Genomic DNA, 25353 nt, shown 5'->3' with positions numbered 1-25353 from the left:
CGACGAAGGATCTTATGAACCTAGCTCTCCTCTCAATCCGTCATCCAGAGGAGTTCCACGACGAAGGATCTTATGAACCTAGCTCTCCTCTCAATCCGTCATCCAGAGGAGTTCCGCGACGAAGGATCTTATGAACCTAGCTCTCCTCTCAATCCGTCATCCAGAGGAGTTCCGCGACGAATGATCTTATGAACCTAGCTCTCCTCTCAATCCGTCATCCAGAGGAGTTCCGCGACGAAGGATCTTATGGCCCTTTCTTTTTTACTATGATACCTGAAATTATAACTACTAGCTAACCTGGAGGCAATATGAAAGTAATTTTAACAACATTAAACTCAAAATATATTCACACAAACTTAGCATTAAGAACCCTCAAAGCTAATTCACCTAAAGATTTACCTATAGAGTTAGTAGAATATACTATCAACGATCATCTAGATGATATCCTTGGAAGTTTGTATAACCTTAAGGGAGAGGTATATGCTTTTTCTTGTTATATTTGGAACATTGAACAAACTCTCAAAATTGTTAATAATTTAAAAGTAGTATTACCTCATTGCACTATTATTTTAGGTGGTCCTGAGGTTTCATTCGACGGCGATAAAACATTACAAATATGCTCAGCAGATATTATAGTCAAAGGCGAAGGAGAAAGTATTTTTAGGGACTTGCTCGTCCATCTAAATAACCAAACCGAATACAAAAATTTAAGTGGCATTGTATACAGGGATAATAACAATATACTGGAAACACAAAATTCCACCCCAATAAAAAACATGGATAATTTAAATTTTGCTTATCAAGATGAAGATATGTCGAAATACCAAAATCAAATACTTTACTATGAAGGAAGCAGAGGCTGTCCATTTAGCTGTAGCTATTGCCTTTCGTCAGTAGAAAAAGGTGTAAGAAATCACTCTATTGAAAGAATTCAAAGAGATTTATTGTTTTTTATAAAAAATAATGTAAAGCAAGTAAAATTCGTAGACCGAACATTTAACGCCAATCTAAATTGGTCCAAAGCTATTATTAAATTTCTAATCGAAAATACTAACTATCTTACAAATTTTCATTTTGAAATTGCTGCAGATTTATTAGACGAAGAAATAATTCAATTGCTCAATATCGCACCAATAGGTTTATTCCAGTTAGAAATAGGTGTACAATCAGTCAATAATGAAACCTTAACAACTATTAGCCGAAAAACTAATATTGATAAAATAGAAAAGAATGTAAAAAAACTACTAGAAAAACAAAATATTCACGTGCATTTAGACCTTATAGCAGGTTTACCATATGAAAACTTTTCAAGTTTTGAGATTTCATTTAATAGAGTATATTCTATGAATCCTCATATGTTGCAACTTGGTTTTCTTAAACTATTAAAGGGGTCACCTATAACCATTGAAAAGGATAAATATAGTTACAAACATACACCTTATGCCCCATATGAAATTTTATCAAATAAATATATTAGTTACGAAGAACTCCTATATCTAAAAAATGTTGAACAACTAGTAGATAAATATTACAATACTCGCGCATTTCAAAAAACTATCAATTATATAATAAATCATCACTACTCTAACCCATTTCAATTTTTTAAAGATTTAATACAGTTTTTTGAAAAGAACAATCTATTTAATCAATCACATAACAAAGATAAGTTCTATTCAATTATAATGAATTTCATCACACAACAACAATACTTAGATTCTGAATTAATTAAAGATCTAATTAAACTTGATTACTTATCCTATAATAAGTTATCTTTACCAACCTTTATAAAAAGTACAGGTCCTCATAAAGAAAAAGTATTTGAGATGCTAAAGGATCAAGCATTTAAGGAAAATTACCTTCCTCATTTTTCTCAAGAACCTGCAAAAAAAATATATAAACAAATTCATGCAGAAAATTTCAAATACAATCTTACCGATATGCAAAATATCAAAAAAGAAACTACCCTGCTATTGTTCTACAAGAGTGATAAACAACACTTAGATCATACTAACGAATATGTAGAAATACCTTTCTCTGTAGAGGATTTATTCTAATCTGTATAAGTACTTACAACCATGAACTTACAACCCATCTCCACCACGTCATCCAGAGGAGCTCCGCGACGAAGGATCTTAAGACCACCTATCTACAACGGCCTATATATACTATTCCTTTGCAACTAATAAATTCTTCGATGCGCTCTGAATGACTAGTCTTGTATCTGCTTTTAAGACAAATGATCAGGTTATTCCTACAACCCATCTCCACCACGTCATCCAGAGGAGCTCAGCGACGAAGGATCTTAAGACCACTTATCTACAACGGCCTATATGTACTATTCCTTTGCAACTAATAAATTCTTCGATGCGCTCTGAATGACTAGTCTTGTATCTGCTTTTAAGACAAATGGTCAGGTTATTCCTACAACCCATCTCCACCACGTCATCCAGAGGAGCTCAGCGACGAAGGATCTTAAGACCACTTATCTACAACGGCCTATATGTACTATTCCTTTGCAACTAATAAATTCTTCGATGCGCTCTGAATGACTAGTCTTGTATCTGCTTTTAAGACAAATGGTCAGGTTATTCCTACAACCCATCTCCACCACGTCATCCAGAGGAGCTCAGCGACGAAGGATCTTAAGACCCTAAAAATCACTTACAACTTTTACTGTAGACTAATATGAATGGTAAGGCCCACTTAGCTTTTTTCATATTGAGACGGAAGTCTTAGAGCCTGTTAATGCGGGATAAAATCCTAAACCTGTAATTGTATTTATATTACTTGATAATAGTTCTAACGAATATCTTTCTTCTAATGTAATATGACTCAACATTAATAGATACAGGCTTTTAATCTTTAACTTTTCAAGTTTACCTAAAACTTGTATCAACTGTACCTGTATACCACTTATTTGTTGTAAAACATTTAAAGTACTAAGACATAAATTCATTATAAACTCTACATGATCTTCACCATAGCGAGCTTTTTGTTCAATATCGTCCAGCTTTTTAATTGATTGTTCCATAGATATGTATATACTGTTAAGCTCATCTATCACCATATGATCCACATCAACTTCTTTTTCCTTTAACAATTCGTTTAAAATAACGAGATGTTCAATTGAAATATTAACCCAATAGCATGTATCATTTACAATATGTAGTATGTAATTCATCACAGGAATTTGATTTGCCATAAAAACACTCCCTCCATAATTTATTATATTAATATGCAATTAATTAATAATCGTTCCAAAATAAAGTAAATATACATAATCTATTGATTTAGGAGGTTAATATTGATAAAATTAAATAAAGTGAGATTTTATTCAGTAGGTTTCTTCATCCCTACTGAATATTAGTCGAACCAATCGGGCTTTTACAGGCACTTAATCTCCCGCTTATCTTTCTTAACTGTCTTAAAATCTTGCAGTGGGAGTCTTAGTGCCTGTTAATGCGGGATAAAATACGCTAAAAGGAGACATTATTAATGAAATTATTTAAGAACTTGGTGATGTACTGCATAGTTATTATTCTTATTATGTCTCTGACATCTTCTTTTGAGTTTAGCAGGGCAAATACTAAAAATATTACTAAACTCAGTATTAAAAGCGAAAAAATGCAGAATGTATTTTTCAATTCCTATAATACAAAAGAAAATACACAAGAAGATGGATCTGAAGTTACTGGTGATACAAATTTAGTTGACCAATCCATAGATACATCTGTAATTCACACTATTGGAGATTCTGGAGAAGATGTTTTTAGGTATCAAAAAATTCTATATTATATGGATTATATAAAAAATATCCCTGACGGAAATTTTGGAGATGAGATGTATTCTGCTGTGGAATCATTTCAGGAATCAAAAGATCTTGAAGTAACAGGAAAATTAGATAGTCAAACCCAACTGTTACTTTTAAATGAAAAAATTGAATACATACAAGGTAAATCCGGAGATGAAATATTAGAATATCAATTAATCCTATATTATCTAGACTACATGCAAAATTACCCTGAAGGACAGTATGGAAGTGGAACTGTAACTTCAGTTAAAAAATATCAAAAAGACAAATCTTTGGAAGAGACGGGACTTTTAAATACTCAAACTCAAGAAGCTCTTAAACAAGAACAAATAACTTATAAGCTAGGTAAAAGAGGCGATGAAATCAAAGAATACCAAAAGGCTCTAATAACATTGGACTACCTATCAGGATCAGCAGACGGACAATATGGCAATAACACATTAAACGCTGTAAAACAATTCCAGAAAGATAATAACCTAGAGGAAACCGGAACAATAGACAAACCAACACAAGAAATTCTTAATAAGTCTATCGAATAACAAATATATATAGTGGAAAAGGACACTCTAATTACCTATTCATAAGTAATTAGAGTGTCTTTTTAGTTTCTCTACCACTTTTTCTTACTTGTTTCCATACCATCAGAGTAATATAACAACGGTTGATTCACTATATTCCTTCGTAAGTAATAGATTCTTCGCTGCGCTCTGAATGACTAAACCAGATTGTCTGCTTTTAAGACAAATGCTTAAGTTTTCCCACAACTACTCCCTATCCAGAGGAGCTTCGCGACGAAGGAGTCTTAAGACCCAAAAAAACTCTTGCAGCTTTTACTGTGGACTAATACGTACTTACAGCCGTAAACTTACAATCCATCTCCACCACGTCATCCAGAGGAGCTTCGCGACGAAGGATCTTAATACCCAAAAAACCTCTTGCAGCTTTTACTGTGGACAATATATACTTACAGCCATAAACTTACAACCCATCTCCACCAGGTCATCCAGAGGAACTTCGCGACGAAGGATCTTAATACCCAAAAAACCTCTTGCAGCTTTTACTGTGGACAATATATACTTACAGCCGTAAACTTACAACCCATCTCCACCAGGTCATCCAGAGGAGCTTCGCGACGAAGGATCTTAATACCCAAAAAACCTCTTGCAGCTTTTACTGTGGACAATATGTACTTACAGCCGTAAACTTACAACCCATCTCCACCAGGTCATCCAGAGGAGCTTCGCGACGAAGGATCTTAATACCACCTATCTAAAACGACCTCTATACAACTCTCATATAATATTCCTTTGTAAATAATAGATCCTATCCGTGCTCTGAATGACTAGACTAGCTTATCTGTTTTTACTGGATAAAAATAATACTAAAAGTTATAATAAAGCAAAGACACCTCATTGAAAGGAAATCCTATGAAACTACCTAAGTCATTCTATACAAGAGACACCTTAACTGTAGCACAAGAATTACTTGGCAAGGTATTAGTGTATAAAAATTTTAAAGTTCGTATCTCAGAGACCGAAGCTTACATTGGTGCCATTGATAAAGCTGCTCATTGTTATGGTAATAAAAAGACTAAAAGAACAGAAACTATGTTTAAAGAAGGTGGCTATGCCTATGTATACATGATATACGGGATGTATTACTGTATAAATATTGTTACAGGACTCCTTGGCGAAGGCTCAGCTATTTTAATAAGAAGCGCCGCACCTCTGTCTAATGCTGACGAAATGTTTGTCAATCGATACAATATTTCCCGGGAAATTGCGAATAAATACCAAATAAAAAACCTAACAAACGGTCCTGGCAAATTATGCAAGGCATTAAATATTACTAAAAATGAAAATGGACTTTCTTTGACAAGCGAAAATATGTATCTTGAAGATGATGGCTTTAATGTAAATCAAATACATAAAGGAAAGAGAATTAATATAGATTATGCCGAGGAAGCCAAAGATTTTGAATGGCGGTTTTTTATTTAATTTTCAGATATACTCAAATTCAAACTAAAAAAATATCATATAGAACCGTTTGCAAAGTGGATATGCTTTACATTACAACAATATAAATAATGATTTCTATATAAAGTTTCACAATCTCAACTTCTAAAATTTGGCAATAAATCTCAGGAAAATAACTAAAATATAATTTCATAAAAGCGTAGCGCTAATTGATTTTTCAATGGGGCATAAGTCGAATAAGATAGGTTAAACTTAGGCACTTAAAATGGACTGCCCACTAACCACTTAGTGCAACAGCCCTTTTTTGATAAATTTTAATATTTTACCACTTTTATTTTTACAATAAGATATTAGATAATTATCCTAGTATAATTATGCCAATTAAGAGAATATGATTTAACTCTCCTCTGTTGACGCCCGCTCTATCAATTGTCTAATCTCTAATAGATCATTTTTATCTATAATAATTTCTTTACTTTTATCTTTAAGCTTAACTTCGTCTTTCATAATATCTGGTGCATTAAAGATAGTCTCATAAATTTGGTTATGAATATCACTGTAATCTTCCTCTTTATCTTCTAAGATTTTCAGTTGCTTATTTATGTAGTTTTCTTTTTCTTCTAATAGCTTCATTCTATCTTTTATAGTTTTAGAAATTTTTTCTAGATTATCTACTGTCTTCTCAATTATTTGCTCTTTCTTTTCTATTTGTATTGCTTTTGATTGTAACTCTTCTTCTCTTTTTTTCATATCATCAAGAGTTGTTTGTACTTTGTTCTCATCTACAACAATTTTTGGGTCGCTTTGATTTCCAGTAGTGTATACCGCTCCTATACATTTGCTTTTATCACCAATTTCTATCCGTACTGGACAACTTATTGATTGTAACTCTATAGTATTCGCTGGAATGAAAGATCTCGTTTCTTTTGATAGTTCCTTTTCTTTTGATAGTTCACTTTCTTTTTGATTTATTAGAGAATCAATAAGTTCTAACTCTTCATTTTTTTCATTAATTATATTACCAATAGCCTCTAAATCTTTCTTTAGACTCATATATTTATTTATATCGTCGAGATCCTCATTGTTGTTAGATTTTCCTGAAATTAAATTAAACAACAGTAAAGCTAACAAAACAAATACTAGATCTATTACTGCATTTAATCCATAGACTCCATAGTAGTTGATTCCATTGCCTAAAAACAATAAATATATTAGAGATATGATATTCCCTGCAATAATACCCAAAGATGCCCTAACGTAGTTATATTGTCTTACTTGATATAACATAAATAATACAAAAATAAATATCTTTATACCAATTAAGTAATACATATTTAGTGATACATACTCATTAAAGTATGGGTCTAATCCATAAAGCCCATTTATTATAAAAGATAGTATGTACGCAAGGTATAGTAATGCAGTATTAACAACTAGTAAAAATAAAAATTTAATATGTGTTCTCATAAAATCCCCCATAATATAATGTTAGTCCTAATCTTTCATCCCACTTCTCGTCCTCCGCAGACTTTCCTCAACCCCTTTGGGGTGACCCATCGTTGGCACTTACCCCTTTGAGAAGTGAGAAGTAAGGTGTTAGATGCTAGAAATCTCCAATCCTGCATCCAGCTTCTTGCCTCTCGCTTCCCAATTACGAGACAATCTGCGCAGATTTCACCTCTGCAGCTACGCTGCATCGGTCGTTGGCACTTGCTCATAGAATTCACTTCCTTTTCTCGTGCAAGCACGGAAAATGACTTGAATTCTGCGAGACAATCTGCTGATACGAATATTATATCATATATTGTTCTCCATAAATAATAGATTCTTCGCTACGTTCTGAATGACTAAACTTGGATTATCTGGTTTTAAGTCAATAGTTTAGTTGAACCACAAACCCTCTCTACCACGTCATCCAGAGGAGCTTCGCGACGAAGGATCTTGTGTCTCACATACATGGAACTTTCTTTATACAACTGTATAACATTTCTTCGCTATGCTCTGAATGACTCCCTTTGGGTTGCTGCCATTGCACTTGCTCATTATAACTCGTCTTATTCCCGTGCACGCACAGAAAAAGAATACTTAAAACAATTAGATTGCTAATTGTTTTAAGTATTCTTTACAAACTTCATCTGATTCGCTTTTTATCTTAGTTTGTAAAATATTAATAATTTTAGATACTATCATGTAATCCACATTTGTGTCTGGCAATAAAAATACATACGGATTATCAGTACTTTGATACTTTGTATATTCCAGTACATCATCTATGTAAAATTCTAAAGGTAATCTTTCTTCGTTGTAATTCACCTTAATCTTATCTTCCATTCTTCCTTTAAGATTTATGTTGTTTAATAATTCAGGTATATACAATTGATTTCCCATATAAACTATCACAGAATCAGATATATGTAATAAGTTTGTAATTAATAGAGCAGCTTCCATATCAGAATACATATAAACATAGACATCGTGCCCTCTAGCGTCGTATTCTTCAATGCTTAAGTTTTCATGTATATCTTTAATAAACTTATTACCTTTTTTAATAGATTCAGGCATCCTTATCACCTGTAAATCAATTTTAGAATATTTATCTAGCGACCTCATAATAACCTCTACGTTTTTATAACAATACCCTAATATAGATTTTGGTTTTTGTGCTTTATAAGATGATATAAAAGTAATTTTTCTAGTCTTGTCTTCTGGAATACAGTTAAGCATATTTTTTATGTTAATTATATTCTGTTCTATAGTCTTTTTTATTTCTCTTTCACCGTAATCTGCATCAGTTACAGGTAAACTGTAGATAATATTCGTAAATCCATTTGACAACAATAACTTTAAATCTTCGAGAGAGAGAATTTGTATAAATTCAATTTTTTTATTATTACAGTACTTATCGTGTAATGATGTGCTTATTGTGTTTTCTACAATTGTCACATTAGAGTTGCCTTTAATTAGCTCATCTAAAAGGGTTTCACAAATATCTCCAGTATACAACAACAGTATGTCACCAAGTAAAAATTTATTATATTCAACGTTTAATGGAAAATTATTAATAATATCTTCCATACTTGTCAACTCAAACAAGGAAATCTCTTCATCCATTAAATCTACGCTGATGGGTATATCTTTTAATAATTCGATTATATCTAAAAACTCTAACCTATAAAAATTCTTTGTATGTATAATTACAGAATCAAATGTATTTTCTTTAAGTGTATTCTTTAGATCCTTTAACTCTTGGGTAACATTATTTACAGTACAGAATTCAAATATTACACTCTCAGGAGCAACTTCATGTAACCTATTCCTATCACTATATTCCATATCTTTTGATATAATCAATGGGGCTTGAGAATATATTGTAATATGGTTTTCATCATTACAAATGTCAATTGATTCTCCCATACTTAGTTCTTTATTCACTTCTACTTCTATATACTCATTCAATATTTTATCAGTAGTATTGCTCTTGGGCTTAATAAATAGAAACAATCTACTAAGGCTAATTAATACTATATCAATTATAAAATTTATAGTACTTACCTCATAAACAAAATCAAAACTTATAAATTGTAATACTAGAAAACTAAAAAGATTATAAGTAGCAACTACTGCAAGAATAACGTTAATTTTATCATTTTTAATAAAGAACTTAAAACATATAAGTATAATCGTTAGTTTCGTCAAAATAACGATAAAAATACCATCAATAAAAACTCTTAAATAATCAAATATATACCATGAACGTACAATATATAAACTAATAATAAAGGAAATGATTAATAAAAATACATCTGCTAGTAATGTGATAATTGGTTTCTTATTATTTTCTTTATTTTCTATCATACATACAACTCACTTCCTAGTCACTTTATTATGTTCATTGTAACATATGCGAGATAAAAAATTATTAGAAATATGTCTAAAAGTTATGAGGTGTATTTCTACTTATAATATCTTCTATATCATTGGCAATCCTCTGTGTAGATAAGCCATCATGATAATCAAAATATTTATACTTTAAATCTTGGACTCTATCTAATTTATAGTTTTGTGTTGCGATAACTTCTGCAATTTCTTCTTCATTAAAACAAATTGGCCCTGGTGCGAATTCACGGTAATTATAGTAGAATCCTCTCTCTTCTTCGTATACAACTAAATCAGGAGTGTACAGTATAATAGGCCTTTCTAAAATAGAAAAATCAAAAATTATTGCTGAATAATCTGAAATTAATATGTCAGTGACAGAAAACAATTTATATAAATCTATGTTATTGACGTTTATAATATTATCATTGTTATCTTTACCTAAACTAATACTTTCTAAAAATGGATGTAATTTATATAATAATATATAATCTTGTCCCAATTTATTATATAAGTACTCTAAATCTATGTTAACGTATTGTCTATCAAAAGCACCATCTCCCCTAAAGGTAGGAGCATATAACACGACTTTTTTATTCTTAATTTGTGGATACTTATTATATACTAATTCTTTATAACTTTCCATCTTACCTTCATTATACAGTATATCTGTTTTAGCTACACCTAGGCTTATTACTTTATCTTGCTCTACTTGAAATGCACTGGAGAATGTACACTTGAATTCATTGCCAGCCACATAAACATAGTCGTAGTTTTTTATGTCAAATCTTCTATTTATATCATATCCAAATTTTTTAATACCACCACAAGCGTGCCATATCTGTATAATAGTCGTTTGCTTCTTCTTCGTAATATTACAAACAGGAAAATTATTGCCATCTAGTAGTACTATTGCAGAAGTATTTATATGATAAGTTTGTATAGCAAAATACAGTACATAGTATAATTTATCCAACAGTGAGTTATTAAACTTATGAATTAGGAACACAAGTTTATAATCATTATCTCTTTTTTGTAGTTCTTTGCTAATCAGCTTAAAGTTACCAGTCAACTTATTTTCAAAATAAGATATAAATGTAATCTTCTTTTTATTTACTGGTATAGCGAAAGTAAACAACCAAGTCACTTTCACTACTATTAATGCAATAAATTTTTCCATATCAAACTCCATCACTCTTATTTTAAAATAATATCTATAACTTTTCTACTTGAATTACCGTCACTCATGCTACAAAATTCATCGTAAAAATTATCCATTCTCTCTCTATATTCTTTAGTTACTTCTTCAATATTAAGAATACTCTGCAACACATCTTGCTCATCTTCTAATATAGGACCTGGCAAATCCGTGTATATATCTAGATAAAATCCTCTAAGGTTGTCCCTATACGTTTCCAAATCATACATATAAAATAATACTGGCCTTTTTAAGACACCATAATCAAAAAATACACTAGAATAATCAGTGACTAGTATATCACTCATTAAATATAAATCATTAATATCTTCACACTGGCTAGCATCATATACAAAGCCTTCTTTTATTTTTTTGTTAGACGTATTGTAAATAAGGTAATGTGGTTTGTAGATTATAACATAATCGTCACCTAATACCTCATACCATTGTTGAAAATCAACTTGTAATTCAAAAATATAACCTTTCGTGTCGTATACATTATCCCTCCATGTAGGCGCATATAAAACAATAGTTTTCTCCTTAGGTATTGAATACTTTTCTTTAAGATCAAAAATATGCTCTTCACTTGAGTTAGTTAAAATATCATTTCTGGGATAACCTGTTTCAATAATTACTTTATCTTCTATCTTAAATGCACTTTTAAATGCTTCTGATGAAAATTTATTTGCTGAAATCATATAGTCATATCTTTGAGAATCTTTTAGGTAACTTTGAGTCATCTCATTTTTAGACATCTCACTTCTATAGAATTTAGCATCTTCTCCTACGTAAATATCCGCTGCTAACCGTTTGAGGGGCGTGCCATGCCAAGTTTGTAGATATATTTGCCCTAGCTTTTTAGGATAACAATATGGCATTTTAGCATTAAATATCCAATACTTTGCAATAGATAAGTAATATAGGTATTTAAGACTACCGTATTTCACAGTGATCCCTCTATCTATAGACGTAGAAGATACATCTTTAAATGCCCATACAAAACTGTATTCTAAATAATTCTGATCTTTCAACAACTCTTCATATATCGCCTTAGGATTACATGAATAGTTTTTTCCCAAATGACTACAGAATAAAATAGTCTTACTACGAATTGGTAACGGTCTAAATAAAACTAAGTAAACAACTCTCCTACATCTATTTATAATACTTAATACAAGCTTAAGTACAATCTTATTTTTTACTATTATATTCTTAATAACACTTAACAAAATCTCACCTTCTACCTACGTTTTACTATTGTTAAATACTACATCGCATACTCTTTTTGTAGAATTTCCATCTTCTAACTTACAGAAGTTATCTAAGAAGTGCTGCAGCTTTTCATTATTACTGTCCTTGTTAGTTATCTCGGATATTAGTTCTTCATTAGTCTGTACAATAGGACCAGGCATATTAGTGTTTACATCTAAATAAAAACCTCGCAGTCGATCTCTATAATCCTCTATATCGTACATAAAAAAGATCATAGTACGCTTTAATACTGCAAAATCAAAATATACAGAAGAATAGTCTGTGACTAAAATATCTGAAATCAGATACAATTGTGTAATATCTCCATGGGATATGTTGAAAGCAAAGTTCTCATATCCAGTAAGATCTATATTATCAGCAACTAAATAATGCATACGTAAAATCACTACATAATCATCTGACAAACTTTCCTTTAACTTATTTAAATCCAAAGCAGTATTAAACTTATACTTAGATTTTTCAAAATACTGATCATCTCTCCAAGTAGGAGCATACAAGATTACCTTTTTATCTGTGGGAATATTATATTTACTTTTTATTTCATTTATTAAGTCTTTATTGTCGTTATTTCTTACTAAGAAGTCATTTCTAGGAGATCCACTTTCAATTATCTTGTCATGGGATATACTAAAAGCTCTCGAGAAGACATTTGTTGAAAATCTGTTTGGTGAGACTAAATAATCCCAATTTCTCGATTCTCTATAGAAATTTCTATTATAGGTAAATGTATCCGTTTGAGGCATATATACTTCATTAATATCTGTTCCTAATCTTTTTAAAGGTGTTCCATGCCAACTCTGTAAATATATCGTTCCATCAGGTTTTTTTACCCATAGTGGAAACCTAGTATTCGAAACCCAATACTTAGATGTCGCCATTATATAGAGCCACCCCAAAGAGAATCTCTTAACATAAGGTATTTTATTTTCTTTGAAAATCCTTTCATTACCAGGTTCTACACTCCATACACATTTAATCTCAGGATTATTAACTTTAATATACTCGTAAATGGCCCTTGGATGACAGCTATACTGTCTTCCACCATAACTTTCAAATATAGCTTTATTCGAATCCACTTTAAACTTATCTTCAAATAATCTAATTAACTTGTACCGTATATTATTTATTTTCTTAGTAATCCAAGATTTATCTTTTATAACTTCGATCTCTAACACGCCTACTTTAGTAGTTATAACAATGAACTCTCTTTTTAAAACATTAACTTTTTGTTCATAATAGGATTCCTTAGATGCTAAGTGACAAATCTTTTCGTAATTGTCAAAACTCAAATGAACGTAAATATTTATATATCTTTCACTTGCTAATTTATCGACTTTAACAGCACATTGGATAACTCCATCTTGAGTAATAATTGCATCTTCCTCGACCATTTGTTTTGTATTTTTTCCTACAAACAACATCTTACATGAAGTTGGTAAATCTATTTTATTGATATTTGCCTTAAAATTTATACTATCGTTCATAGATTCTATATTATCAATAGTTATACTACTCTTTAATTGTCTTTTCGTTATAAATAAACTATTATTCTCATAGGATAATTTAATTACTGTGTCATTATTTAAAACATATGGTTCAACAGATATGATATCTGGATCTTTAAAACCTATTTTGTATAACTTCCCTTGATCTATTACATATATGCTATACCTGTTAACATTTAGACATGCATCTATGCTAAATACAATACTATTTTCGTAACACTCCCCTTTATTTATAATCGATTCTTTGTCATTGAATAACAAAATTGACGGACTTTTAAAATTGTAGTTACTAACTGTAGCCAACACAACTTTATTACCTTCAAACTTAAATTCCACACCATCTAATGTTTTAATAAAATGAGGATTTATTTTTTCTGTATCTTTATTGATTACAACATCATCATCCTCTAGATTATTTCCCTTTAAAAATGATTCAATAGAGATATTTTCTATTAAACTCTTATAATAATCTAAATCCGTATTTATATCATTATAATAAAAGTTATGAGATAATAAGTATTTAGACCCTGCTTCTATTTCAACAATACGTGAATCTGTAAAATAACTTACGATTTTTTTATCAGGATAAACACTACTTCCAATATTGCCTCTCGTATTATCTATAACAACATTTTTCAGTTGAATAACTGACGTAATTACTTCCCTTGTAAATGGTCGAATTCTATCATCCATCATAATATTATTTCTCTCCTTCTAAAAACATTGCTATTACGAACCTTACCATTTAATCCTTTTCCAATTCTTAAATGATTTATTCAAGGAGTAAGTTTTTATATAATAACTTTCCTTTTATACTATAAAAAATGAGATGCCAGATGCACCTCAGATACCAATGAACATATTAATTAATTACAGCAAATTATCGATTTTTAACTTTAAATCGTCTTTAATCTTAGTAGTAGATATTCCCTCTGTTCTCGGTAAATAAACTACCTCACAGTATTCTTGTAAAAAGTCAAATTTACCTACCCAGTCATCACCCATGACAAATGTATCTACTTCGTATTTCTTAACATCGTCAACTTTTTGTTCCCAGTTGTTCTCCGGTATTACTAGGTCAACATACCTTAATGCTTCTAGGAGATTTTTTCTAGCTTCATAGCTATAATAAGCTTTCTTCCCTTTTATTGCATTAAACTCATCTTTAGATAAACCAATTATCAAGTAATCTCCAAGTGCCTTGGCTCTTCTGAGAATATTGATATGTCCTTCATGTAACAAATCAAATGTACCATATGTTAAAATTCGTTTCATTTTTATCACCTTGCTTCAGTATTTTCATCTATAATATATTAGACATTATACCATCATCATATAATATTGTCCATATTTACTAAGTTCGTATGAGGCGACTAAAAATGATTTAAATATTCATCAGTTAATCTACAACATCTCTTCAGCAGATACCCATCTACTCTCCTCTCTTGCAGATATATAGCCCATCTCAATAATTTTCTGTGACTCTAATGCTTCTTTAATAGTCGGTGTTTCAGAATAAATAATCTTATTTTGATGTACATTTGAAAGCATATTACACAGTGATGTTAAGTGTGCATTTGTATGCCATCCTAAATCGTTTTTATTATTAGGGTATGCTTTTTTAATAAATAGTCCAAAATCCGAAACATACTCCAACTTACCAATTTCTTGTATACCCCTAGTGTGCTTGTATATTGATGGGTAATCTAAGTTATTTGATGAGATTTTTATATTTCCTTTGCTTCCGTAAATCTCTATAATAGTATCCTCGGTAATATCAGAAGTAATTCGAGACACCTCTAGTGTACCTTTACCTCCATTTACTAGATTAATATTTAATAGAGTCCATTCATCTACATCTGCTTGCACCTTTTCATTAGAGTTGGCATTTTTATATCGTTCTTTAAAATATATACTTGTTTGCCCCATAACTTCCTTAACTTCTCCTAACAAAAACCGAACAAGGTCTGCCATATGGATACCTAAATCCATAGCAGCACCACCACCAGATTGATCACTTTGGAGCCTCCACGACATAGGTCTATTTGGATTTAAATAACCACTATGATAGAGTGCAAATCTAAAATGTAATATATCGCCTAATTGACCTGATCCAATATAGTCTTTTGCCATAACTATAGCAGGAAAAAAACGATACATTAAAGCAACTTGATTAATTAACGAGCTACCTTCACTAATATTAGCTAATTTTATTCCTTCTGCTATATCTTTAGAAACTGGTTTTTCCATATAAATATGCTTTCCTGCCTCTAAAACTTTCACTCCTTGTTCAAAATGAAGAAAATTCGGTGTACATATATCTATCACGTCTAAGCTATTATCAGACAATAGATTTTCGAATTCACAAGTTGCATATTCAAAAGGGCTCATGCAATTTTCTTTGCTAGTACATAAACCCTTTAATACAGGATTAAAATTTATTTCATTACCTATTAATTCTAGCCACTTAATAGCTATAATATGTGTCTTAGCTATTCCACCATAACCAATAAGGCCAATATTAATATCATTCATTAAAGCACCTCTTTCACAACTTGAATTTCATTCATCATTTTAATTATCTCAGATAAATTTGGTGCTTTTGTACCTTCCTTTGTTACTGCTACTACCGAAGCGGCTACACCACATTTAAAAGCTTCCTCTATGGAACACCCTTTATCTAAGTAAGAAACTATACCTCCTAGCAGAGAATCTCCTGCTCCAACTGTACTTTTGACTGCTACAATCGGCACCTTTGCTTTTAGTACATAATCTTTTGTTATCAGCATAGCTCCTCGTGAACCCATAGATAAACATATATTACTTATGTCTTTGCTATCTAGTAATTTTCTACATTCATCTAATATTTCATCTTGACTATGAATTTTTTTTCCTACGACCTCTTCTAGTTCATCAATATTTGGTTTTATTAAAAACACCTTAGACTCTAGCGCTTCCTTTAGATAATTCCCTGATGTATCTAAAAATACTTTTGCACCTACTGTTTCGGCATACTTAGATAAGATATAGTATATGCTATCAGGTATCCCCCTAGGTACACTCCCTGCAATTACTACAAAATCACCTTTTCTAACTATTTCTTTATATTGGCTTAGAAACTCTTCTAATTCATTTTTCTGAATATATTCTCCTCTTTCATTTAAATCGGTTGTCTCACCTGTTGCTCCATCTATAATCTTAATATTCATCCTAGTATTAGCTTTTATAGATGTGAATTTTTCTTCTATACCCATTTGCTTTAAACTTTGTACAATAATTTCACCATTATTTCCACCTATAAATCCAATAGCTAAATTAATATTATCTATATTTTTTAAGACCTTAGATACATTGATCCCTTTCCCACCAGGATCTTGTATAGACTTTTCTACCTTATTTACTTGACCAAAGATAAATTTATTAGTGTTAATTGTTTTATCTAGTGCAGGGTTTAGTGTAACTGTTATAATCAACTCTAATACTCTCCTTTCACAAAAGATTAATTTTATTTTTATTTAGTTTTTTAAGTATCATATTTGAAGGTTCCCCTTCTGTAATAATACCAGTAATCTGGTTTATATTAGCAAATTTATATATTCCATCATAGTTAAATTTCTTATTTTCCATGACTAAAAATACTTCTTTCCCACAGTGAATAAATGCATTTTTTGTATTACCATCTTCGACATTAAAAGTTGTAATACTTTTCAGATCCAAGTCTACTCCGCAACTACCTATAAATGCCTTTTGAACATTGTACTTTCGTATAGAATTAATGGTTTCACTACCAACGAACCCCCCTGCTTGACAGAAGTACATCCCCCCTGGTGAAATAAGAGTAATCTTAGAACTTTTAGATAGAATATATAAAATATCAATACTATTAGATATAACAGTGATTTCCATTTCGCTATCCCTAATCATCTCTGCTAAAATCATATTTGTCGATGATATATCTAAAAGAATAGTCTCTCCTCTTTTTATCAGTTTAAAGGCCTTGTTAGCAATAATATTCTTTACAGTCTTATCTTTTTTATTTCTATCCCCTACATTAGTAAACTCTGCAATTCTTTTTTTTAATATTCCCCCTCCATATGTACGCTCCATTATTCCTTGATTTTCAAGTATTTTTAGATCCTTTCGAATGGCATCTTCTGATACTTGATATTTCTTACTCAAATCTTTTACTATTACCTTCCCATCTTTGTATAACAACTGTGTAATAGAATCTAATCTCTCTTGGGCAAACATAGTATCTCCTTTAGTTTCATTAATTGATTGTCTTTATATTATAATTCATAATACATGAAATTAAAACACAAATAATAATAAATATTGATAAACAAGTGAATATAATATAAAATAATAACAAACAATAATACGCTGAGGGGTGTTACTATGAAAGATACAAGTATACGAATAAAAGTTTTGAAGGATCAATTATTAGAAAATAAACGCGAAATTTCTTTGGAGCGCGCCAATTTATATACTGATAGTTTTAAACAAAGTGAAGGTAAGTCGAGTATACTACGTAGAGCTCTCGCAACTGCTCACATTCTAGAAAACGTAAATATTGCTATTAAACCCCACGAACTAATTTTAGGCGATCGAACTATAAAGCCGCGTAGTGGAATTGCATCTCCAGAAATGTCTCCTTATTGGATTTTAGACGAAATAGATACAATGTATTCAAGACCCCAAGACAAGTTTTATTTTACCAAGGAGGATAAAACAATTTTCAAAGAAAAACTTTATCCATTTTGGGATGGTAAGTCTTTAAAAGATTATGTAGATTCTAAAATGTCAGAACAAGTAAAACAAGCAATAAATATAGGTATTGTAAAAATAAATCAAACTGATAAAGGTCAAGGTCATATTATACCAACCTTTGAAAAGATATTTAGTAATGGATTAGCTTTTTTAATAGATGAAATTAAAGATAAACTAAAAACAAATGTTGAAAATGATTTTTTGCATGCTGGACTAATTACTTTAGAATCACTAAAAAAATATATGCTACGTTATGCACATTTGGCAACTACTTTAGCATTAGAGGAATCAGATTATAATAGAAAGCAAGAACTTATAGAGCTTCATGATATTTGCACTAAAATATCCCATGAAAAGCCTCAGTCTTTGCATGAAGCACTACAACTTTTTTGGTTTGTAAACCTAGCGTTACAGTATGAGTCCAACGCTAGTTCAATTTCTACAGGACGCTTCGATCAATTTATGTTGCCTTTTTACCGTCAATCTATATCTGATGGTATTGAAGAAGAATATTGTAGAGAATTACTAAGATGTTTGTGGCTTAAGATGAACGATGTAGTATTACTAAGAAGTGAAGATAGTGCGAAATACTTTGCAGGTTTCCCAACAGGTTATACGATTATACTAGGTGGTGTAGATAAAGCAGGAAGAGATGCAACCAATGAATTAAGCTACATTATTCTAGAGACATATGGAGATATAAGATTGCCTCAACCAAATATAGGTGTAAGAATTCACGAAAAATCACCGATGGAATTCCTAATGAAAGTAGCAGAAACAATCCGTCTAGGCACAGGTATACCTCAGGTATTTAATGATGAAGTCATCATTCCAGGCTACTTAAATAGAGGCGTATCATTAGAAGATGCCCGAGACTATGCAGTAGTAGGATGTGTTGAGCTATCTCTTCCAGGCAAAACCTATGGCCTTCATGACATTGCTCTATTCAACCTTCTTAAGGTAATGGAAGTTACTTTAGACAAACATAAAGAAAACATTACTTCCTTTGATATGCTCATTAACGAGATAAAAAACACTATTAAAGAATATGTGAAATATATGGTAGACGGTTCAAATATTACAGATGCTGCCCATGGGCTTATAGCCCCTACTCCATTACTTTCCTGCTTCATAGATGACTGCGTAGCCAAAGGTAGTGATGTGTCTACAGGTGGAGCTATATATAATTTCTCAGGAGTACAAGGTATTGGTATTAGCAACTTAAGCGATTCCTTGTATGTCATAAAAAAGGCTGTATTTGAAGACAAAGATATATCCTTATCTGAGCTACATCATATTTTGCATAACAATTACCATAATAATGAAATTGCAAGACAACGATTTATAAATAAATACGATAAATATGGCAATGATATAGATGAAGTTGACTATATTGGAAGTGATATTCTTTCCTACTATTGTCGAGAGGTAGAAAAGTATACAAATATAAGAGGTGGTATTTTTCAACCTGGATCATATACTGTTTCAGCTCACATACCTTTAGGTGAAGCTGTTGGTGCAACAGCTGACGGTAGATTATCTAAAGAACAATTAGCCGATGGCGGTTTATCACCTATGGTAGGTCGAGACAAAAATGGACCTACCTCAGTATTAAAAAGTGTTAGTAAGTTGGATAATTACCTAACTACCAATGGAAGTTTACTCAATGTCAAATTTAGTCCATCAGTTTTAGATGGTGTAGAAGGTTTAAGAAAGTTTGTGAACTATTTACAGGGGTTTATGCGATTAAAAATACAACATATACAATTTAACATAGTATCTGCCAAGACACTAAAAGATGCTCAAAAAAATCCTCTTAAATATAAGGACTTAGTTATAAGAGTTGCTGGATATAGTGCTATATTTGTAGAGTTAAATAAAGCTATACAAGACGATATAATTAATAGAACTGAACATGGAATGTAAAAGGTGAGCTTATGAAAAAAGCGATGATTTTTAATATACAAAGATATAGTATTCACGACGGAGAGGGAATTAGAACTATTGTTTTTTTTAAAGGATGTTCTTTAAGGTGCCCTTGGTGTTCCAATCCTGAATCTCAAAGTACTAATAAAGAAATAATGCGTAAAGAAGTTTTATGTATTAATTGTAGTAGTAAGAATATATTTGACTGCAAACAATCTCCAGAATTTTGCCCGACCAACGCCTTAGAATGGGTAGGAAATGAGATGACTGTGGATCAACTTGTAGAAGAGGTAATGAAAGATCATATATTTTACAATAGTAGTGGCGGTGGAGTTACATTATCTGGTGGCGAAGTACTAGTTCAGGGCGAATTTGCTATAGAATTTCTAAAAAAATTAAAGTCTCTTGGAATTCATACTGCCATTGAAACTACAGGTCATGGCAACTGGAATATATTAGATGATATGTCTGATTATTTAGACGAAGTTTTATTTGATCTAAAGATAATGGATAACCAAAGATTTAAAGAAGTTATTAAAGGTGATGGTAAATTAATTAAAGATAATTTCATAAAATTAGTAAATAAAGGTGTTAAAGTTACCCCAAGGATACCGCTTATCCCCACATTTACAATGGATAAAGATAATATTAATAGCATTATTGAATTTTTAGAAACTAATAAAATAAATGAAGTTCACTTGCTACCATTTCACCAGTACGGAAGTTCGAAATATAAAAGCATAGGAAAAGAATATACTCTACAAAAATTGGAGCCGTCATCCAAAGAACAGATTAATAGGATTAAAGATATTTTCATTAGCAAAGGATTTACTGTCACAGTTGGTGGTTGATAGACAATATTCCAATAAAAAGGAGGGCTTCAATAGTTCTTCTTTTTTTGTTATTACAAACCCAATATATAGTGGTACTTATTTACATTCGAATAAAAGTAACAATACACAAGACAATGTAAAAAGCCTTGTAGAATATAAGATCAATACAAATATTGAAGAAACTAATAAACTATTGCCACATTAATAACCCCTATTTCGTTACCTTTCAGAGTATTGATATACGCCTTTTTGTATGATAATCTGATGATGTAGTGAGACCACAACAAATATATTATTGCCACATATGTGCAATAAGAAATTGAAGGTGCTACCAATGAACAAAACCGCGGATACAAGATTAGAAAAACTTTTAAATCTATTAATTACAAATGACACTCCTATTACCATTGATAAATTATCTTTAAATCTGGGTGTTTCAAATAGGTGTGTAAGAAATGATCTTGAAAAGCTAGAATTATATCTTACTAATTTAAAAGAGGATGTACGTTTAATCAAAAAACCTAGAGTTGGCATCTGGATAGAGTATAGTAAAGATGGTTTAAAGAAACTCAAAAGCATCAGAAATATTAGTGATATATACATTGAACCATACTCAAGCGAAGAAAGACGAAGGTTCATTATTAAAAAACTAGTTCAATCCACAGAACCAATTTCAATGCAATTTCTAGCAGACGAACTATTCGTAAGTAGAGTGACTATACACAAAGATTTAAACTGCGTAGAAGAATGGTTCCAGAAATACAGTTTAACCTTAGTGAAGAAACAAAATTATGGAATCGAAATTCAAGGTGATGAAAAAAACTGGAGAAAAGCCGCAATCGATTTGTTAGTAGACTTAAAAAAAGGTCAAGAAATAAAGGATATTCTATCACAATCACTAGAGTATCTACCAAATAGTAGACTCAATCAACACGATATTAATCACATTAAGGAGCTTATTCCTCATATTGAGATCTTGACAATTGAAAAGATCATTACAGAAGCTGAAAAAAAATTAAAATACACATTATCCGACGAAGCATTTACAGGATTATTGATACACATTGCTATTAGTATCGAGAGACTTAAACAAGCAAAAGATATAAAAATGGATTCAAAATGGCTTAAAGATCTAAAAACTCATGATGAATATGAAATAGCCTCTACTATCGGGCTTCAACTAGGTAAAGAACTACACATCACTATTCCAGAGTCAGAGATAGGATACATTACCTTACACATACTAGGTGCTCAGCTATTAGAACCAGTAGATATTGGAGATAATAAAGACACCCTTATCAAAAATATAGAGCCAGAAATTATATCATTGACAAAAGATATAATTCAATTAACGGGAAATATCCTTTCAGTAAGTTTACAAAATGACAATAATCTGTTAGTCGGCTTAGCACTACATTTAAGAACCACCGTTAAAAGATTGCAATATGGTCTTAGTATGAGAAACCCTCTCTTAGGAAATATTAAAGAAAACTTTCCTAGTATATTTGGAGCTTCCTGGGCCACTAGCATAATATTTGAAAAGCATTTTGGCATAAGAATCACTGAAGAAGAAATAGGGTATATTGCTCTACATATTGGAGCAGCCTTAGAAAGATTAAACGAAAAGACAAAAGCCATTGTCGTTTGTGCCACTGGAGTAGGCACCTCTCAACTTGTTGTTTCTCGATTAGAAAAACGTATAAAAGATTTAGAAATAGTAGGAGTGTCCTCTTATCACGATATACAAAAATACGATACAACAGAGTTTGATATTATAATTAGCACGATTCCTATGAGACATGACTTAAAACCTGTGGTAAAAATAAATGTCTTTGTAGATGACCAAGATATAAGTGCAATCAATACCTATATTAAAAATTTCAATTATGCTAGTAAGTTTGGAAATACTATAAAAAATAACCATAATCATATATTTAGTAAAGATCTTATCTATACAAACTGTGTCTATAAAGATAAGAAAGACCTTATAAAGAATATAGGACAAAATCTCTTAGATAAGGGATATATAAAAAAAAGTTTTATACAAACCGCAATCAAAAGAGAGCAAATCACCTCAACCGCCGTAGGCAAAGGAGTAGCTATCCCACATGGAAAAGAGAGTTTGGTAATCACTCCTGTTATTGCAGTAGCAATTTTACAAAATCCCATTGACTGGGGTGATGAATTAGTAGATATAGTGTTTTTTCTCGCTTTACAATTTGAGAACGCTCAAGATACAAAGAGTTTTTTTAAAAAGTTTTATTCTCTACTAGATAACCACGCAAAGTTAGAAGAAATAAGATCTACTAATAATAAAGAAGATTTATATCAATTACTAATAGATATATAACTAAAAAACTAAGTAAAGGTGTGATAACTATGAATAATATTATTAATAAAAATCTTATCAAACTAGATGTACAAGCAAATAGTAAAGAAGACGCAATGAAAGAGCTAATCTCTCTAATGGAAGCAGAAGGCAGACTAAATGACGTTTCATGTTATACAGAAGAAGTCTTAGCGAGAGAAGCTTTATGTACTACTGGAATTGGCTTTGGCATAGCCATACCTCATGGTAAATGTGGAGCAGTAAAAAATCCAACAGTTGCCTTTGGCAGAATAACTACGGGCATTGAGTGGAAATCTCTAGATGGTGATCCTGTTAATATGATATTCCTACTAGCAGTGCCAAAAGAGTCAGAATCAAATGAACACTTAAAGATATTAGCTGCTTTATCTAGAAAATTAATGAATGAAGATTTTCGAAATGACCTATTAAGTATTCAAGACGAATCAGCATTATTAACCCTATTAGAAACAATATTCTAATAACTTATAATTTATATGTAATCTTATTGTTACATATAAATATGTAAACCATTACGTATATAATATTTTTATTATATAAACCATATAAAAAAGGAGGAATTATTATTATGTTTGAATTATTAAAAGATACTCGTAAGCATTTAATGTCAGGTGTATCATATATGATACCCTTTGTTGTAGCAGGTGGTGTACTTCTTGCATTAGCTGTTATGTTATCCGGTAGCCCTTCCGTCCCAGAAAGCGGTATATTAGCAGATGTTTGGGAAATCGGTATAGCTGGAATGACTTTGTTCGTACCTATTTTAGGAGGATTTATAGCATTCTCTATGGTTGACAGACCCGGGATTGCTCCAGGTATGATTGGCGCTTTCTTAGCCAATTCTATAGGTGCAGGTTTCTTAGGAGGTATGATTGCAGGTCTAATAGCAGGTATTGTAGTATTCTACTTGAAAAAAATAAAAGTTCCTAAAATCATGAGATCAGTAATGCCAATATTCATTATACCTTTATTAGGATCATTCATTGTTGGTGGAATTATTATTTGGGTACTCGGAACTCCAATTGCTGCAATGATGACTGGTCTAACAACTTGGTTAACAGGTATGGGTGATGCCAGTAAAGTTGTGCTAGGTTTAATACTCGGGTCGATGATTGCCTTTGACATGGGTGGACCATTAAACAAAGTTGCTTATGGCTTTGCAGTAGGATTAGTAGCAACAAATCCACAAGTTATGGCAGCTGTAGGTGTTGCAATTTGTACTCCACCTCTTGGTTTAGCACTTGCTACTTTCCTTTCACCAAAGAAATATACAGCTGAAGAAAAAGAAAGTGGAAAAGCAGCAGTTATCATGGGCTTCATTGGTATTACCGAAGGAGCTATTCCATTTGCAGCCGCAGATCCAATAAGAGTAATACCTTCTATTATGGTTGGTGGAGCTGCCGGTTCAATCACTTCCTTATTACTAAATGCTACAAATAATGCTCCTTGGGGAGGATGGATTGTTCTTCCAGTAGTAGGAAATGTATTTGGATATATTATAGCTACTATAGTTGGTGTAATTATTACCGCATTAATGGTAAACGTACTAAAAAAACCAGTTTCTGAATTACCTAATATTGGAGACAATAATTCAGATTTAGACGAGTTAGATATTGACTTTGAATAAAAGAAAAGATCTTCGCTTGTGAAAATTTACAAGTATCTCGCATCTAGCTTCCCGTTTCCTGAATCTCATTTATGATATACTATCCGTACCAGCAGATTGGCTCGCAATTGGGAAGCGAGAGGCGAGAAGCTGGATGCAGGATTGGAACTTTCTAGCATCTAGCATCTTACTTCTAACTTGTTACTTCTCAA

At 31.4% G+C, this 25353-nt stretch carries 18 protein-coding genes; 8 read left to right on the top strand and 10 right to left on the bottom strand.

Translation table 11 applies throughout. The features are described from left to right. Nucleotides 1–308 precede the first annotated feature (308 nt). Nucleotides 309–2054: a B12-binding domain-containing radical SAM protein gene (locus GC105_RS07760; protein WP_152803387.1), complete on the top strand. Its 1746-nt coding sequence runs from the start codon at nt 309–311 to the stop codon at nt 2052–2054. Between the two features lie 659 nt (nt 2055–2713). Here the strand turns inward: GC105_RS07760 and GC105_RS07755 are convergent. After that, nucleotides 2714–3202: a DUF2935 domain-containing protein gene (locus tag GC105_RS07755; RefSeq protein ID WP_152803385.1), complete on the bottom strand. Its 489-nt coding sequence runs from the start codon at nt 3200–3202 to the stop codon at nt 2714–2716. 293 nt (nt 3203–3495) lie between these two features. Between GC105_RS07755 and GC105_RS07750 the strand changes: the two genes are divergently transcribed. Both GC105_RS07750 and GC105_RS07745 read left to right on the top strand, forming a co-directional pair. Further along, the gene (locus tag GC105_RS07750) at nt 3496–4350 is read left to right on the top strand and encodes a peptidoglycan-binding domain-containing protein (RefSeq protein WP_152803383.1); all 855 of its coding nucleotides are present in this window, start codon (nt 3496–3498) and stop codon (nt 4348–4350) included. An 888-nt stretch (nt 4351–5238) separates the two neighbouring features. Then, nucleotides 5239–5808 (top strand): DNA-3-methyladenine glycosylase, encoded by a 570-nt coding sequence (locus GC105_RS07745; protein WP_152803381.1) that lies wholly within the window; start codon nt 5239–5241, stop codon nt 5806–5808. A 375-nt stretch (nt 5809–6183) separates the two neighbouring features. Here GC105_RS07745 and GC105_RS07740 read toward each other — a convergent pair whose 3' ends face one another. From GC105_RS07740 to GC105_RS07700, 9 genes are all read right to left on the bottom strand, one after another. Continuing rightward, nucleotides 6184–7254 carry a coiled-coil domain-containing protein gene (locus GC105_RS07740; protein ID WP_152803379.1) on the bottom strand — a complete coding sequence of 357 codons (1071 nt, stop codon included), beginning with the start codon at nt 7252–7254 and terminating at the stop codon, nt 6184–6186. 627 nt (nt 7255–7881) lie between these two features. Further along, a complete protein-coding gene (locus tag GC105_RS07735) occupies nt 7882–9642 on the bottom strand; it encodes a polysaccharide biosynthesis protein (RefSeq protein ID WP_152803377.1) in 1761 nt (586 codons plus the stop codon). A gap of 76 nt (nt 9643–9718) precedes the next feature. Then, on the bottom strand, nt 9719–10843 hold the full coding sequence (locus tag GC105_RS07730) for a CDP-glycerol glycerophosphotransferase family protein (RefSeq protein WP_193708327.1): 1125 nt from the start codon (nt 10841–10843) through the stop codon (nt 9719–9721). Nucleotides 10844–10860: 17 nt separating this feature from the next. Continuing rightward, nucleotides 10861–12090: a CDP-glycerol glycerophosphotransferase family protein gene (locus GC105_RS07725; protein ID WP_152803372.1), complete on the bottom strand. Its 1230-nt coding sequence runs from the start codon at nt 12088–12090 to the stop codon at nt 10861–10863. 15 nt (nt 12091–12105) lie between these two features. Continuing rightward, a complete protein-coding gene (locus GC105_RS07720) occupies nt 12106–14334 on the bottom strand; it encodes a CDP-glycerol glycerophosphotransferase family protein (protein WP_152803370.1) in 2229 nt (742 codons plus the stop codon). Nucleotides 14335–14508: 174 nt separating this feature from the next. Continuing rightward, nucleotides 14509–14913: a glycerol-3-phosphate cytidylyltransferase gene (gene tagD, locus GC105_RS07715; protein WP_152803368.1), complete on the bottom strand. Its 405-nt coding sequence runs from the start codon at nt 14911–14913 to the stop codon at nt 14509–14511. A 129-nt stretch (nt 14914–15042) separates the two neighbouring features. Next, nucleotides 15043–16173 (bottom strand): Gfo/Idh/MocA family protein, encoded by a 1131-nt coding sequence (locus tag GC105_RS07710; protein ID WP_152803365.1) that lies wholly within the window; start codon nt 16171–16173, stop codon nt 15043–15045. After that, a complete protein-coding gene (pfkB, locus tag GC105_RS07705; RefSeq protein WP_152803364.1) occupies nt 16173–17111 on the bottom strand; it encodes a 1-phosphofructokinase in 939 nt (312 codons plus the stop codon). Before pfkB ends, GC105_RS07710 begins: the two co-directional genes overlap by 1 nt. Nucleotides 17112–17127: 16 nt before the next feature. Next, nucleotides 17128–17889 carry a DeoR/GlpR family DNA-binding transcription regulator gene (locus GC105_RS07700; protein WP_152803362.1) on the bottom strand — a complete coding sequence of 254 codons (762 nt, stop codon included), beginning with the start codon at nt 17887–17889 and terminating at the stop codon, nt 17128–17130. A gap of 147 nt (nt 17890–18036) precedes the next feature. Here GC105_RS07700 and GC105_RS07695 point away from each other — a divergent pair, with 147 nt between their 5' ends. From GC105_RS07695 to GC105_RS07675, 5 genes are all read left to right on the top strand, one after another. Then, entirely contained in the window at nt 18037–20334 is a 2298-nt protein-coding gene (locus GC105_RS07695) for a formate C-acetyltransferase (protein WP_152803360.1), read from the top strand. An 11-nt stretch (nt 20335–20345) separates the two neighbouring features. Next, nucleotides 20346–21185, top strand: coding sequence for a [formate-C-acetyltransferase]-activating enzyme (locus tag GC105_RS07690; RefSeq protein WP_152803358.1), 840 nt, complete (start codon nt 20346–20348; stop codon nt 21183–21185). A 316-nt stretch (nt 21186–21501) separates the two neighbouring features. After that, nucleotides 21502–23517 carry a BglG family transcription antiterminator gene (locus GC105_RS07685; protein ID WP_152803356.1) on the top strand — a complete coding sequence of 672 codons (2016 nt, stop codon included), beginning with the start codon at nt 21502–21504 and terminating at the stop codon, nt 23515–23517. A 29-nt stretch (nt 23518–23546) separates the two neighbouring features. After that, complete coding sequence (locus tag GC105_RS07680) at nt 23547–23996, top strand: PTS sugar transporter subunit IIA (protein ID WP_152803354.1); 450 nt, start codon at nt 23547–23549, stop codon at nt 23994–23996. A gap of 107 nt (nt 23997–24103) precedes the next feature. Then, a complete protein-coding gene (locus tag GC105_RS07675) occupies nt 24104–25162 on the top strand; it encodes a PTS fructose transporter subunit EIIC (protein ID WP_152803352.1) in 1059 nt (352 codons plus the stop codon). Nucleotides 25163–25353 lie beyond the last annotated feature (191 nt).

This window comes from Alkalibaculum sporogenes (assembly GCF_009362815.1).
Lineage (GTDB): Bacteria > Bacillota > Clostridia > Eubacteriales > Alkalibacteraceae > Alkalibaculum_A > Alkalibaculum_A sporogenes.
The sequence above is the reverse complement of the archived record's forward strand: the minus strand, read 5'-3'. Positions and strand labels throughout refer to the sequence as shown.

Bases quoted from the DNA above. Each gene is read 5' to 3' on its own strand.
- GC105_RS07680 (WP_152803354.1), top strand. From the start codon at position 23,547: ATGAATAATATTATTAATAAAAATCTTATCAAACTAGATGTACAAGCA.
- tagD (WP_152803368.1), bottom strand. From the start codon at position 14,913: ATGAAACGAATTTTAACATATGGTACATTTGATTTGTTACATGAAGGA.
- GC105_RS07755 (WP_152803385.1), bottom strand. From the start codon at position 3,202: ATGGCAAATCAAATTCCTGTGATGAATTACATACTACATATTGTAAAT.
- GC105_RS07720 (WP_152803370.1), bottom strand. From the start codon at position 14,334: ATGATGGATGATAGAATTCGACCATTTACAAGGGAAGTAATTACGTCA.
- GC105_RS07750 (WP_152803383.1), top strand. From the start codon at position 3,496: ATGAAATTATTTAAGAACTTGGTGATGTACTGCATAGTTATTATTCTT.
- GC105_RS07690 (WP_152803358.1), top strand. From the start codon at position 20,346: ATGAAAAAAGCGATGATTTTTAATATACAAAGATATAGTATTCACGAC.
- GC105_RS07675 (WP_152803352.1), top strand. From the start codon at position 24,104: ATGTTTGAATTATTAAAAGATACTCGTAAGCATTTAATGTCAGGTGTA.
- GC105_RS07760 (WP_152803387.1), top strand. From the start codon at position 309: ATGAAAGTAATTTTAACAACATTAAACTCAAAATATATTCACACAAAC.
- GC105_RS07700 (WP_152803362.1), bottom strand. From the start codon at position 17,889: ATGTTTGCCCAAGAGAGATTAGATTCTATTACACAGTTGTTATACAAA.
- GC105_RS07695 (WP_152803360.1), top strand. From the start codon at position 18,037: ATGAAAGATACAAGTATACGAATAAAAGTTTTGAAGGATCAATTATTA.
- GC105_RS07710 (WP_152803365.1), bottom strand. From the start codon at position 16,173: ATGAATGATATTAATATTGGCCTTATTGGTTATGGTGGAATAGCTAAG.
- GC105_RS07745 (WP_152803381.1), top strand. From the start codon at position 5,239: ATGAAACTACCTAAGTCATTCTATACAAGAGACACCTTAACTGTAGCA.
- GC105_RS07730 (WP_193708327.1), bottom strand. From the start codon at position 10,843: ATGGAAAAATTTATTGCATTAATAGTAGTGAAAGTGACTTGGTTGTTT.
- GC105_RS07685 (WP_152803356.1), top strand. From the start codon at position 21,502: ATGAACAAAACCGCGGATACAAGATTAGAAAAACTTTTAAATCTATTA.
- GC105_RS07735 (WP_152803377.1), bottom strand. From the start codon at position 9,642: ATGATAGAAAATAAAGAAAATAATAAGAAACCAATTATCACATTACTA.
- GC105_RS07740 (WP_152803379.1), bottom strand. From the start codon at position 7,254: ATGAGAACACATATTAAATTTTTATTTTTACTAGTTGTTAATACTGCA.